This is a genomic window from Ensifer sp. ENS10, assembly GCF_014852025.1.
Taxonomy (GTDB): Bacteria; Pseudomonadota; Alphaproteobacteria; order Rhizobiales; family Rhizobiaceae; genus Ensifer.
Genome location: NZ_JACVAS010000009.1, coordinates 181,955 through 195,192, shown reverse-complemented (window position 1 = coordinate 195,192; position 13,238 = coordinate 181,955). Strand labels below are relative to the sequence as shown.

The following is a 13,238-nucleotide window of genomic DNA, read 5'->3' as shown; positions in this document are numbered from 1 at the left end:
CCGCGAGAATAGAGATTGAAGCTAGCCATGACGTTCACCAGAGCGAAGTTGTCGAAACCTTCCGGCTGATCCGGTTGGCAGCAAAGACGAGAGCGAAGGCGATGACCGCGTTGAAGAGCCCGGCGGCGGTTGCAAGGTCATATTGCGTGCCCTGCAGACCCGTCCGGTACACGTAGGTCGAGACGACGTCGGCGGTGCGGTAGGTTGCCGGCTGGTAGAGCAGGATGATGTATTCGAACCCGACCTCAACGAGATTGCCGATGCGGATGATCAGCATGATGATGATCGTGGGAAGAATGCATGGAAGGGTGATGCGCCACATCATCTGCCAGCGCGATGCACCATCGACCCGGGCGGATTCGTAGAGCGTCGGACTGATGCCGGCGATCGCCGCGAGATAGACGATCGATTCGAAGCCTGCCTCCTTCCAGATGTTCGATCCGATGAAGACCGTGCGGAACCATTCCGGCTGGGTGAGGAAATAGACCCGGTCGAAACCGAGGCTCGACAGAATGAGATTGGCCACGCCTGTCGTGGGAGAAAGCAGGTTGATCACGATGCCCGCGACGATCACCACCGAGATGAAGTGGGGCAGATAGACGATGGTCTGGGAGAACCTGCGCCCCAACTCGCTCTGAAGCTCGTTGAACATGATTGCGAGCACGATCGGCACGGGGAACGCGAAGATCAGCCCGAGGCCGCTGATGGTGATCGTATTGAAGAATGCGCGGATGAAAATCTGGTCGCCGAGGAGGGTGCGAAAATTCTCAAGACCCACCCAGGGGCTTCCGGCGATACCGCGGAACGGGCTGAAATCCTTGAATGCAATCTGCAGCCCTTCCATGGGCTTGTAGAGGAAGAGCATAAACCAAAGGAGCATCGGAAGGACGAGCAGGTAAAGCTGCCAGTCTTTCCGGAGGTCCTCGCCAAGGCGCTTGAAATATCCAGCGATCATCGATGCCATGCTCGCCTCACGCATGTCCGTTGACAGCTTTGCCGCTCTCGGCGTCGAAGACATGAAGACGACCCACCGGTATCTGCAGCCTGCCGATTTGCAAGAGCGTCTCGACATCGGCGGGAGTTTCGATCTTGGCGACGATCGGTTGGCCAGAAATCCTTGTGTGCAGCAGAGCCTCGGAGCCGAGTGGCTCGAACAGGTCAACCGTCGCTGCAATCTCCTGAACGTCCGCACTCGCGTCCATGCCGACCGCCACGTGCTCTGGTCGGAGGCCGACCAGGATGCGCTGATCGGCGCGCAGGGATGTGCCACTTGTCTTCGGTAATCTGAGTATGGCCGTCTCTGCGCCGGCGGCGTCTATGCGCGCCTTTGGTTCACCGTCCATGGAGACGACCGTTGCGCGCAAGAGGTTCATGGGCGGCGAACCAAGAAAGCTCGCAACGAAGGCATTGGCCGGTTTGAGGAAAAGCTCCATCGGTGTGCCGACCTGTTCGACGCGGCCGCCGTTCATAACGACGATGCGGTCTGCCAGCGTCATCGCCTCGATCTGGTCGTGGGTGACATAGATGCTGGTGACGCCCATGCGTTTGTGAAGCCGCTTGATCTCCGCGCGCATCTGGGTGCGGAGCTTGGCGTCGAGGTTCGACAAAGGCTCGTCGAATAGAAAAACTTGCGGCTTGCGGACGATGGCCCGCCCCATGGCGACACGCTGCCGCTGCCCGCCTGACAAATCGGCGGGCTTGCGCGCGAGGTAGGGGGTGAGATCGAGAATGGCGGCCGCTTCCTTGACGGCGGCGTCGATGACATCCTTCTTCTCGCGCCGTACACGCAGGCCGAAGGCGATGTTCTCGGCGACGTTCAGATGGGGATAGAGGGCGTAGTTCTGGAACACCATCGCCACGTCGCGATCCTTTGGCGCAACCCGGTTGACGAGCCGCCCGCCGATCGAGACCGTGCCACCGGAAATCTCCTCCAGGCCCGCCACCATCCGCAAGGTCGTCGATTTGCCGCAACCTGACGGCCCGACGAGAACGACGAATTCCCCCTGCTCGACATTCAGGTTCACAGAGTGCACGACTTCGAGTGCGCCGTAGCGTTTCACTACGTCGTTCAATTCCACTGCAGACATTTCAGTTTCCTCCCGACGGCGCCTTCCTCAGGTCAGGCTGCGCCGTGGTTTCCGTTTTTCTGTTGTGGTTGCATTGATCGACTCAATGTAGCTCCACAGCTTCGGATTGCGCGAAAGCTCGGTGATCTTGGCTTCGAGCGAGCCCAGGTGTCGGGTCATCGCCGCCACCGCCTCATCAGGAGATGCATCCCGTATCGCATCTACGATATCGCGGTGTTCGTGGATGACCTCGCCGGTCCTGCGCACGCCGAATACCATCTTCAGATGGCGCATCCGGTCAATCTCGCCCTTGGCCTGATTGACGAAGGCCCAGACGCCGCTGAGCCGCGCCGTCGAAAAGATCGTCCGGTGAAATTCTTCGTCCAACTCGAAGAAGCGCGTGTAGTCCTCGTTTGCGACAGCGTCGACCTGCTGGTTGAGACAAAGCTCCAATCGCCCAAGGTCTTCCAGAGTATGCCGCTTGGCAGCTTCCGCGGCCGCGCCGGACTCAAGGCGAAAACGAATGAAGCAAGCCTCGATGTAGCGCTGCACCTCGATCGTCGCGACAAAGGTGCCGCCCTGCGGCACGACCTTGACCAACCCTTCCTCGGAGAGCCGGATGATCGCCTCGCGCACCGGGGTCTTGGAGACATTGAGGAGCGCTGCCACTTCTTTTTCCGGCAACGCCCGCCCAGGCAGAAGCCTGACCTCGACGATCAATTGCCGAAGCAATCGATAGACCTTGGTCGTCGTGTTGCCGGGCCCCTCCATCGGAGTTGACCGAAGCAATTCTTCCAAGGGCAGGGCCGGAATCTCGATAATACGCGACATATCTCTTCGCCAACTGATATCTTAGTTATCAGATTGATGTCTCAGAAACCGGTTGTCAAGGCGAAATCTGTGGCCAAGATTTTAGATCGAGCCTCCAAACCGTCCAGCCGTCGGCCGGCGAGAGCAGGAAGACTGCGAAACCACTCCTCCCTGACGAGCCAACATGGATGCTTATAGATTTTTATTCCTACTCTATGGACATAGAAGCAAGTGCATGCCGCACACCGTCCATATTGCGACGTGCTATCGTATTTGCGAAGCACTTCTGGCGACCGCGTCGTCCCACTTCGCTGATTGCTTCATCAGCCCCCAGCAAACAAAGGAGAGTGCCCCGCCTCCGGAGCCGGGCCCAGGACATATGGCATTTGCAACTGAGAGCGACCCCACGGCGAACGACCGACCGGTCAAGATCAGTATCAAGAAATCTTCAAGGTGTTTGGCGAGCGGCCGGAACAGGCCCTCCGCCTTCTGAGCGCCGGCAAGACCAAGGCTGAGATCCACGCAGCGACGGGCTGCACCATCGGCGTCAACAATGCGAGTTTCGACGTCCGCGCCGCGTGATACCAGCGATGACACGATTGGTGGCCGCATCTCCCTTGCCCGCGATGCCGTCGGCTTTACCGTCGAGCAGATTTCCGCCGTCGCCGACGTGACCGAAGAGACCTGGACCAGATGGGAAAACGATCGCGCCGAGCCGAGAGCCAACCGCCTCGACGTGCTAGCGCGAATTCTGCAGGTGAACATTGCCTGGCTTCTAAATGGGCAAGGCAGAGGTCCTGCGGAGGCGCGATAAAGCTCAACGGGCAAACCGTGGGAACGTCTTCGTCACTCGGTCCGGACGCCCTGAACCAGGTAGACGGAGACCGGTGGCTGCGTTCGCAGCTCACCGTCGTCTCGCGAAGCTCAATCGCGCCTGGCGGTTGACTGATCCATCCGCATCTGGCGCAGCATGTTCCGGCCGGCAATCAGCATCTCAAACAGGAACGCCACGAGCGAGACGATGAGCGAGACGATCGCACCGCCGAAGAACCAGAACAGGTTTTCCTCACGAAAGCCGAACGCGAGCGCGCCGGCAAGCAGGTTAAGGATCGCGCAGCCTGTACAGATCGCAGCCAAGGTTCCCAAGACAACCGCTATCTCCAGGGCAAACGTCCGCCGGCGCAGATAGTCCAGTTGCATGCGCCGCGCCTCATCGTCCCCGTCCTTTTCCCCCACCTCGTTAACCCGATCCGAGACCCTGCCGAGACGTGTCGCATAGACATTGACAAAACCGGCTGTACCGGCGAGCAGGAAGACAGGCGCCAGGGACGTCTGGATGATCGAGGCCAAGTCGTTGACGATTGCTGGTGGCTCCATGCGTGCTCTTAATAACTTCCGCGCGAGAGTGTTCGCCTTGATGTGAGTAGCATCCGATCAAGCTACAGCCGCAAAAATAGACAATTTTCCGGCGGCAGCTCAGACGACTTTCCGCAACTTCTTCCCGAGAGCCGCCTGCTTGATCGCATGGCATCAGATCAATGCGTGAAGCGATATCCTCGATCCCGGATAGGAAGCCCGTGAACTCTCGTTCAAAAAAGACATCCTCGGCAGGCTCGTCATTTCATTAGGTGCAATGACGAGCGAAACGGATGCTCTTGATGACCGCCGCATGAGCGCTAACGCAGGCTAAGAGGATCAGAACGAACAGGGCGAACGCCGCAGACGAGCCGTCGACGAGTGACCAGTCAACTGGCGGAAGTTGCGAAAACGAAATACTGGCGAGCCCAGCGCTGTTTTGCGATATCTGGAGCACAGCGAGCCCGGAGGCGACGAGCGCCGCGTGCGCATGAATGAAGCGCAGCCGCAGATGTCGCTCCGGCCGAACCGCGAGATAACCGCCAACGGCGGCGGCGACAAGAAGCGTCAAGGTCACGCCCCAAAAGACCATGTCGGAAGCGGTTACGAGCGTCAGTATAAGCGTGCGCGTCGTCGGCAACATGGTCGTGTACAAGGCCCAAGCGAGCGGGCTGGACGGAGTGTTGCCAAGCAGCGCAACGCTCAGAAGCGAGATGGTTGCGAGCAAGTAGGCTCCGCAGGGCCCAAGTCGAATGATGGTCAGCGCTAACGCTCGCATGGCTCCATTCCTTCATGCCTGCCCACCCGATGTGGGATGTGTCGGACAGAAAATATAAGACGATGCTTAATTGAGGCTTACGAGATTGCCGCCTGGATCGGAATATCTCGCGGTTTCACGGGGCCGCCCTCATCGGCGTCTGTCGACTCCAACCCCTTGATTTTCAGGGCTGAAGGGCGGAATCACGGAGGGAGATGCGGGCAGACTGCCAGCATGTGTCTCTTTATTGCGACTCCCAGTTTCAATTCTATCTTTATTAGTTATTTTTCTGGAAGATTTCCGGTGAGCTCATTTCTAGGCGAGGCTAGGATGCCCGCAATCGGGGGAATGTAATGGAAATGTCTCGGAGAAAAATAGGCCGCGTTACGCTGCTCGCGGGGGTGCTGTTGCTAGGCGGGTGCCAATCGGATGCACTCGACGATGTCGCCGCCTTCGGCGATAGCGCGAAAACGCTCAACGATGATTCGGCGGTTGCCTTCTACAAGGACGATGAGCTGGTGACCACGGGCAAGCTCCAGTTCCAGGAAAAGAACTACGGAAAGTCCTACGCGATCTACAAGCGGGCGGTTGAGGTCTTTCCGCGAGATCCTGCGGCATGGCTGGGCTTTGCGGCCTCGTCCGACATGGTCGGTCGCTTTGATACTTCGGATCGTGCCTATGCGCAGCTTTCCAAGATGATCGGGGGTACAGCCGTCTACTACAACAATATCGGCTATTCCCACCTGCTGCGCGGCGATCTGCCGGGCGCCCGCACCTACTTCCTGAAAGCATACGAGATCGACCCGTCAAACGAGACCACGGCGAAGAACCTAGAATTGATGAAAAACAGCGTCAAATACGCTCAACGGTAAGTCGCCCTCGCCCTACGCTCAACTCCCTCAGCGCCAAACCGCCTGGAGTGAGCTCGCCTTGCAACTTTTTCTGAGAGCGCAAAGCGCGGCGGCACTTCCCCGTCCGCGAAGCAAGAACCTGCGTGGAGGCGCGCTCGACCTAGCGCACCTTTCTTAGAACAAGCTTGCCGTCCGCCGAGACAGTTCGCTCATAGCGCGGCAGGTTGGCGATGGAACCGCCCTGAGGGTCAGCTGCGGCGAGGACATCGTCAACAGCGGATTCCGGAGCGGACACCGAATAGGATGATGGCGCCAGGCGCTGGGTCACTTCTTTCCCCGGCGCACTGATGATCATGCTGCCACTGGATGCGAACATGCTCGTGCCCATGCGGCCATCGAGGTCAGCGACATCCTTCTGCAACTCCTCAACGAATTTACGAACAGCCGCCATATCATCGGCCTTAGCCCCGCCGGCAATGTTCACGGCCTGTTTGCTGATCTGCTGCTTCATGCCGTCGATCGAGCGTTTGAGTGCAGAAAGGGTTTCACGGCTTTCGCGCACGTCTGCGGCATTCTTTGCCGTGTAAAGCAGGATGCCGGCATTGAGCGGCAGCAGCATGAGTCCCAGCGCAATGATCGGCATGCTTCTCGAGCGGCTTGGCTCCTTCGCGCCGTGCTCTCTGCGCCGCAATTCGACGTCGGGCTCGATTTCGACATCGACATTCGAAATATGTGTCATCGAATTCCTCCGTCACCAAACTTGGCCGTGGCCCTGACTCTACCTATCCCCGAAACCCCACGTCACGCAACTGGACCGTGCGCGCTTTATCTGTTTTGCGCTTTTGCCCGATGGCCAGCCTGCACAAGCATTTCAGACATACCTTAACAAGACTGCGACGCCCAGGCCGAGACCGGCTCAGCTTTCCGCCTCAATCCAATGTGAACACCCCTCCCCAAGCACGCTCCAGCATCTCCAGCGACGCGACCTTCGGCAGGTCGTTGAATTCGCAATAGGAGGAGATGAAATCCAGGAGGTATTTGGGGTGGTAACAGGACGCACGCGTATCCCCTCGGTACTTCCTGTCGTAGAACAAGTGCAAATCATCGCCGATCAAGTCTATCGCGCCCACGCGGGCGTAGGACTCGAAGATGCGAACATATTCATCCCGCGACGGGTTATTCACATATATCTTATATTTCAGGCGTCGCAGGCCGGCTTCGTCGGAGATCTCCCGCGGGGGAATGTTGGTCGAGAAGACGACGAGTTCATCGAACGGCACCTTGAACTTCTTCCCGGTATGCAACGTCAGAAAGTCGTAGCCACGCTCGAGTGGGACGATCCAGCGGTTGATGAGCGCTTGCGGCCGGTCCTGCTGGCGCCCGAAGTCATCGATGATGAACACCCCACCCGACGCCTTCAGATGCATTGGCGCTTCGTAAGCTCTGGATCCGGGGTTGTAGATGAGGTCGAGAAGGTCGAGCGTGAGCTCCCCGCCGGTCTTGATGACGGGCCGTCGGCATTCCACCCATCGTTGATCGGTTTTCGGGTGCGGTTTGATCGTCGGCTCTCTCACAGCCTGATGCGTCGCCTCGTCGTAGAAACTGATGACGTAGCCGCCGACCTCGATGGCATAGGGGACCCAAATCGTCTGGATGAAAAGCTCGGAGGTCCGCTCGGCAATGCTGGTCTTGCCGTTGCCGGGCGGACCATAAAGAAGGATGGAACGGCCCGAATTGACCGCCGGCCCCAGCTTCTCGACCAACGCCGGCGACAGCACCAGCCCGTCCAGGCTGCGGACGAGCCGCTCGAAAGTGACGCGTTCGTGATTTATCGACTGCAAGCCGATCTGGTGACAGAAAGCATCGAGCGACACCGGGGCCGGGCCGACGTATTCCGACTGCCGCAGGGCCACCTGCGCATAATCCAAGCCCTTGACCGAGAGCGCATAGCGAATGTCGGACCTGACGTCTTCGCCGGCAAGGCCTCTCGCCTCGAGATAGGACAGCTTTACCAGTTCCTTGATGAGCAGATTGGTCAGCACTTTCGACAGCTTCATCCGGTCGGCGAGATGCGAAGCCGTAACCGTGTCCTGCTCGGTCGCGCACTTGGCCGCCAGACGCAGCAGGAACGATAATTCCAGTCCGGTTTCTTCAAGACTTAGCGGTACCACCGGCATGCGCCGATCAAGCGCTAGGGCAAAGTCTTCACGGTCTTGACTTGGCGAATACTGCATGGAGCCTCACTCCTCCCTAGCCACCGGGCTTCAAGCCGGTGAGAATGCCTATGACGCGAAGGACGATGGGAACAAGCACGATGATAAGACTGACTGGAAACAGGAAGGCGCCGAGTGGCAACAGCATCTTGATCGGCAGGGCATTGGCCTTCTCTTCGGCGCGAATGACGCGGAGATCGCGCATTTCCTTGCTGTAGACACGAAGCGTCTGGGTAACGCTGGTTCCGAGTTCCTCCGATTGGCGGAAAAGCACCGCAAGCGAGCGCGCCTCGTCGATCCGCAAACGTGTTGCGAGATTGGTTAGGGCCTCGCGCAATCGACGACCACCGCGCACCTCCAGCATCATAATCGACAAATGCAGGCCAAAATCCTGACGTTTCTGAACGAACTCCCGGGCGACACGATCCGCTGCCGCCTCAATGCTCATGCCCGCGTCAAGGCAGACGATCAGCATGTCCATGAAATCGGGGAAGAGCCGTCTATATTCCCGTTCCTTGGCGTCGCCCCTGCGGTCGATGTAGATATTGACCAGCACGAACATGGCACCGGTCCCGATCATCGCGACGAGCAGGATCGCCAGCCTGGACATCTCGGGAACGAAGCGGTCCAGCGCCCAGGCCGCCGCGACCATGACCGCACCGCAGACGAGCGCGCGCACGATTTGAAACACGGGAACCGCACCGGCTGCGAAATATCCGGCCCGGATCAGCCGATTCTGTGTGGAATTGGCATTTTGGTCGCGCCTGGTAATTTCAAAGTAGCGGCGGATCAAGCGGTTCTCCGCCTCTCCCAGGTCGACGAGGGCGCTATCGCCGAACTGGAGATCATCGGCACCCGCCTTTGCAGTCGTCTCCGACAACCGGACGCCGACCTCGCGTCGGCGAAACACCAGCTCCGAGGAAACGCCGGCGAATATCAGTACCGCGAAGAAGACGACGATGTAGATTCCGTACTCACCCATGGTGGCCTCAATATTCGAAGTGGACCATCTTATAGAGAATGATGTTGCCGATGAGCATGACCACGCTCAATACGGCGACGACTGTCGTGCCGTGGCCGCTTGCCCAAACCGGATCGAAGTAGGTCGGCGCAAGGGCCTTGATCAGCGCGTAGAGAAGGAACGGATAAATCGACATGAAAATCGCGGTGATCCGCCCTTCCGACGAGATCGCTTTAACCTTGGCCTTCAGCATCGTGCGATCACGCAGGGTCTTTGAGAGATTTTGAAGGATTTCGACCAGATTTCCGCCCGTGCCAGCCTGGACACTCAAGGCGATTGCCAGCAGGTTCAGGTCTTCCGCGCCGACACGCTGACTGAGATTGACGAGGGCGTCATCCAAGGTGGTGCCGTAGGTCAACTCATCCGAGAGCAGGCCAAATTCCGTCCCGACCGGATCGGGCAATTCGCGCGCCACGAGGGAAATCGCGGCCGGCAGTGGATGGCCTGCGGACAGGCTGCGATTGGCAACGTCGAGTGCCTCAGGAAGCTTAAGGGTAAATTTGCGAATCCGGCTGGCCCGAGTGCGCCAGACGGCGATGACTGGGATGAGAAGGCAGATTAGCAGGAAGACTGGGATCCGGATCAGAGTGCTCGGAATCAGGAATTGGACGACAAACCAGACCAGGACCGCGCCAGCGATCCCATAGAGTGCAAAACGCTGCGCGTCGAACTTGATGCCTGATTGAGTATAGAATTGCCGGACGCGCTGAACAAAAGGCAATGATCGCCAGTCTTCATCAGCACCGCGCGCCTTCAGCATCGCACGGTAAGTCTTGAGGTGGTCCTCGCTTGCATCAAGCAGGCTCAGCCGATCATTGACGGCACGCTGGCGCTCGGATTTCCGGAAGTAGCTGCGTAACAGCGCCTCGACAGAAATCAGCGCGCCAATGAACACAGCCGCGTAGAGGATCAGCAAGGTCATGATTCAACCACCCCCGTTTGCAGCGGTTTCCCCGGATCGAAGATCGCTGCAGGTACGACGATCCCGAGTTCGGCAAACTCTTCGACGAAACGGGGACGAAGGCCAGTCGCCCGGAATTCGCCCTGGATGCGACCGCTCTCGTCGGTGGCAACGCGCCTGAACCGCATGATCTCCTGCATCTGCACCACCTCGCCCTCCATGCCGGTGATCTCGGAGATCGAAACGACCTTGCGGCTGCCGTCGCTGAGACGCTGGACCTGGACGATGATGGTGATCGCCGAAGCGATCTGAGAGCGGATGCTGAGCTGCGACATGGGCATACCGGCCATGCCGACCATCTGCTCAAGTCGCCCGACCGCGTCGCGCGGCGTGTTGGCGTGAATGGTTGTCATGGAGCCTTCGTGGCCGGTGTTCATCGCCTGCAGCATGTCGAAGGCCTCTTCACCGCGGACTTCGCCGACGATGATGCGGTCCGGGCGCATGCGCAGCGCATTTTTCAGGAGTTCGCGCTGGCGCACTTCGTTGCGGCCGTCGAGGGTCGGCGGTCTCGTTTCCAGCCGTCCGACATGCGGTTGCTGCAGTTGCAGTTCGGCCGCGTCTTCAATGGTGATCAAGCGCTCCTTGACGGAAATCTGCGACGAAAGGGCGTTGAGCAGGGTTGTCTTGCCCGAGCCCGTACCGCCGGAGATAATCATGGACACCCGGCCCTTGACGGCAGCGCTCAAGAGTATCCGCATCGCATTTGCCATCGCGCCGTGCTCGACGAGACGCTCAAGCGTCAAAGGTTTGCGCGTGAACTTGCGGATCGATACCAGCGGTCCGTCGACTGAAATCGGCCGGATGGCGACGTTGACGCGCGACCCATCCTTCAACCGAGCATCGACGAGCGGTGTCGACTCATCCACACGTCTTCCGACGGCAGAGACGATCTTGTTGATCACGCGCAGCAGATGATCTTCGTCCTTGAAGCGTACGGCCGTGCTTTCAAGCTTGCCACGGCGTTCGACATAGACGCTGTTGTAACCGTTGATCAGGATATCGGCGACGGAGTCGTCGGCCAGCAGCGGTTCGATTGGTCCGAGGCCGAGCATCTCGTCGGTGATGTCGCGGATCAGGTCGTTGATTTCCTTCGCATTGAGCGGGAAATTGTTGCGTCGGATGTAGTCTTTGACGAGTGGCCTGATCTCGGTGGCGATTTCCTCATCGTCCATCGTGTCGAGAATGCCGAGGTTGATGCGATCGAGCAGGTGGCGATGCAGGTTGACCCGCTCCGCCACCATGTCGAGCCCGAGCGACTCTTCCAGCCTGGCACTTGCCGCAGCGCCGGCTGCCTCCGGACTGGGTATGGGCGCGGCTTCAGCCACGGGCATCGAGCCAGGCTCAGGAGCTTCCCGAACGTTCTCCTCATCCGGCTGCTGCTGCTGTTTGTAGAAACGTCCAATGAACCCGGTTGCCATCGTTTCCCACCTTGTTCGACTATTCGACGATCACCGTTGCTCCGACCCTCACCCGCTCGTAGAGATCGATGATGTCGGCATTGCTCATGCGGAAACAGCCGGACGAGGCGAATTGCCCGACCGTCGACTGCTCATTCGTTCCGTGGATGCGGTAAAGTGTGTCGGCTTTTCCTCGGTAGAGATAGATGCCTCGGGCGCCGAGGGGATTGAATGGACCGGGAGGCACCAGCTCCGGCAGCTCCGGTGCGCGCGCTTTCATCTCGGCCGGCGGCCGCCAGTCGGGCCACTCGGCCTTCCGTCCAACCTTCACCACGCCGCTCCAGCGGAAACCGTCGCGGCCGACACCGATCCGATAGCGGATCGCGCGCTTGCCGGAGATGACGAGATCAAGCGTTCTTGCCTGGCTGGCGACGACGATCGTACCGGCCGGGTAGGCCTTCCCGATCGACACTACCGTGCTCGTTTTCGGCCCGAGAGTGCGCGGCACTGTCCCGCCGGCCATCACAGCCGGCGGCGCAATCACCAACGCCCCTAGGAGCAATACAGCCGGCATCCATCGGCAGCAATTGGCGACCTCGTCGCCTCGTCCCAGTAACCTGCTGCTGCCGCGTAGGAGTGCCCTCATCTGACGAGAGCCCCGAGCTTGCCGACGGCGCCACAGAATGGCGAGCGCGAATTGACCTCGTGGGGCAGGACACCACGGTTCACTGCCTCACTCAGCGTATCCCAGTCATAAGGAATGATGTGGGCATGCGTGTCCTTGAACAGCTTGTCGACCTGCTCCCGGCGCACCCCGAGGCTGAAGAGCTTGGTGCGGTACTTGTTGATCACGACCTGGATCCCGTCGGCGCCGCCGCGTAGGCGCACGAGATTGGCAAACAGGTCCTTTGCCTGATGCAGCGAAGGGATGGTCGTTTCAGTGACGATGGAAATGCTGTTGACTGAAGACAGTACGTCGCTCTTCCAGGGCGTTTCGTAGTAGGGCACGTCGATCACCATGTGGTCGCTCTCGAATGCCGCAACATCGAGCATGCGCAGCGCTAGCTCTGCTCCCTTGGGTTCCAGCAATATGGAGGGCTGCTTGAAAGACAGCAGCGTGAAGCCACCCGAATGGCGCTTGCGGACGAGATCGATGAATTCGAGATCGACACGTGCCGGATTCGCGACAACGGTCTTCAAATCGTAGTCGTTGACAAGATTGAGGTAGTAGCCGAGGGAACCGGACGAAAAATCGAGATCGAAGAGACCAACCCGCGGCGCGACGCCCTTCGTCGGTTGCGCCAGTATGTGTGCTAGCGAAGAGGAAATCACGCTCGCTCCGGCACCGCCCACGGCCGCAACGATGGCGTGAACCCGGCTCTCATTGCCGCTGACACCTGGCGCATGCGTCGAGATCATATCGATCAGTGCGCGGCGCTCGAGCGGCTTTTTCAGCCAGTCGTCGCCGTTCAGCCGAAACAGCAGGCGCATCAGCTCGTCGGAAAGAACCTCGGATACGACGACCATTGGAATGTTGCGGTGCTTGGCGCGCAACTGGGCGATCTCTTGACGACAGAGGGCCTCGCCATTGTCGACATCCAATATGATCAGGTTGAACTGCGTCGGGTCGACCTTTCCCGCCTCGCCCAACACGCTCAACGACATGTGCCGCGCCTCGTAACGCGAAAGCGACCCAAACGTATCCAGCATGAGGCTCGCCGCTGCCGCATCGTCGGAGAGAATGAGTATCTTGGTTGTCGTTGCAAAGTTCATGTGTGCGGTCATCTCGCTTCCCCAAGCAGAATT

Annotated in this window: 14 protein-coding genes and 1 pseudogene; 3 read left to right on the top strand and 12 right to left on the bottom strand. The window is 59.3% G+C overall.

Translation table 11 applies throughout. The annotated features are described in order from the left end of the window. Positions 1 to 34 precede the first annotated feature (34 nt). The 3 genes from IB265_RS27040 to IB265_RS27030 are packed head-to-tail and all read right to left on the bottom strand — an operon-like array spanning position 35 to position 2,897. Positions 35 to 964, bottom strand: coding sequence for an ABC transporter permease subunit (locus IB265_RS27040; protein WP_246806053.1), 930 nt, complete (start codon positions 962 to 964; stop codon positions 35 to 37). Between the two features lie 7 nt (positions 965 to 971). Next, a complete protein-coding gene (locus IB265_RS27035) occupies positions 972 to 2,087 on the bottom strand; it encodes an ABC transporter ATP-binding protein (protein WP_192495379.1) in 1,116 nt (371 codons plus the stop codon). A 27-nt stretch (positions 2,088 to 2,114) separates the two neighbouring features. Then, positions 2,115 to 2,897 (bottom strand): GntR family transcriptional regulator, encoded by a 783-nt coding sequence (locus IB265_RS27030; protein WP_192495378.1) that lies wholly within the window; start codon positions 2,895 to 2,897, stop codon positions 2,115 to 2,117. 358 nt (positions 2,898 to 3,255) lie between these two features. Here IB265_RS27030 and IB265_RS37625 point away from each other — a divergent pair. Together IB265_RS37625 and IB265_RS27025 are read left to right on the top strand one after the other, a co-directional pair. After that, positions 3,256 to 3,449 (top strand): annotated as a pseudogene (locus tag IB265_RS37625) (glycine betaine/L-proline ABC transporter ATP-binding protein); the annotation flags it as partial. Further along, on the top strand, positions 3,430 to 3,690 hold the full coding sequence (locus IB265_RS27025) for a helix-turn-helix domain-containing protein (RefSeq protein WP_192495377.1): 261 nt from the start codon (positions 3,430 to 3,432) through the stop codon (positions 3,688 to 3,690). The pseudogene IB265_RS37625 and the gene IB265_RS27025, both read left to right, overlap by 20 nt. A gap of 110 nt (positions 3,691 to 3,800) precedes the next feature. Here the strand turns inward: IB265_RS27025 and IB265_RS27020 are convergent, their stop codons facing one another. Together IB265_RS27020 and IB265_RS27015 are read right to left on the bottom strand one after the other, a co-directional pair. Beyond that, on the bottom strand, positions 3,801 to 4,253 hold the full coding sequence (locus IB265_RS27020) for a DUF2721 domain-containing protein (protein WP_192495376.1): 453 nt from the start codon (positions 4,251 to 4,253) through the stop codon (positions 3,801 to 3,803). A 247-nt stretch (positions 4,254 to 4,500) separates the two neighbouring features. After that, entirely contained in the window at positions 4,501 to 5,010 is a 510-nt protein-coding gene (locus tag IB265_RS27015) for a hypothetical protein (RefSeq protein WP_192495375.1), read from the bottom strand. Positions 5,011 to 5,348: 338 nt separating this feature from the next. On the opposite strand from IB265_RS27015, the gene IB265_RS27010 reads away from it, so the two are divergent. Then, entirely contained in the window at positions 5,349 to 5,861 is a 513-nt protein-coding gene (locus IB265_RS27010) for a tetratricopeptide repeat protein (RefSeq protein WP_246806051.1), read from the top strand. 139 nt (positions 5,862 to 6,000) lie between these two features. On the opposite strand, the gene IB265_RS27005 is transcribed toward IB265_RS27010, so the two are convergent. The 7 genes from IB265_RS27005 to IB265_RS26975 all read right to left on the bottom strand — a co-directional run bounded on the left by IB265_RS27005 (position 6,001) and on the right by IB265_RS26975 (position 13,217). Next, entirely contained in the window at positions 6,001 to 6,579 is a 579-nt protein-coding gene (locus IB265_RS27005; protein WP_192495373.1) for a hypothetical protein, read from the bottom strand. Positions 6,580 to 6,769: 190 nt separating this feature from the next. After that, complete coding sequence (locus IB265_RS27000) at positions 6,770 to 8,074, bottom strand: AAA family ATPase (RefSeq protein WP_192495372.1); 1,305 nt, start codon at positions 8,072 to 8,074, stop codon at positions 6,770 to 6,772. A 16-nt stretch (positions 8,075 to 8,090) separates the two neighbouring features. Next, complete coding sequence (locus IB265_RS26995) at positions 8,091 to 9,035, bottom strand: type II secretion system F family protein (RefSeq protein WP_192495371.1); 945 nt, start codon at positions 9,033 to 9,035, stop codon at positions 8,091 to 8,093. 7 nt (positions 9,036 to 9,042) lie between these two features. Continuing rightward, positions 9,043 to 9,996 (bottom strand): type II secretion system F family protein, encoded by a 954-nt coding sequence (locus IB265_RS26990; RefSeq protein WP_192495370.1) that lies wholly within the window; start codon positions 9,994 to 9,996, stop codon positions 9,043 to 9,045. Beyond that, positions 9,993 to 11,453 carry a CpaF family protein gene (locus IB265_RS26985; protein WP_192495369.1) on the bottom strand — a complete coding sequence of 487 codons (1,461 nt, stop codon included), beginning with the start codon at positions 11,451 to 11,453 and terminating at the stop codon, positions 9,993 to 9,995. Before IB265_RS26985 ends, IB265_RS26990 begins: the two co-directional genes overlap by 4 nt. A 19-nt stretch (positions 11,454 to 11,472) precedes the next feature. Beyond that, on the bottom strand, positions 11,473 to 12,006 hold the full coding sequence (locus IB265_RS26980; RefSeq protein ID WP_192495368.1) for a L,D-transpeptidase: 534 nt from the start codon (positions 12,004 to 12,006) through the stop codon (positions 11,473 to 11,475). Between the two features lie 68 nt (positions 12,007 to 12,074). Then, positions 12,075 to 13,217, bottom strand: coding sequence for a pilus assembly protein (locus tag IB265_RS26975; protein ID WP_192495367.1), 1,143 nt, complete (start codon positions 13,215 to 13,217; stop codon positions 12,075 to 12,077). Positions 13,218 to 13,238: the final 21 nt, after the last annotated feature.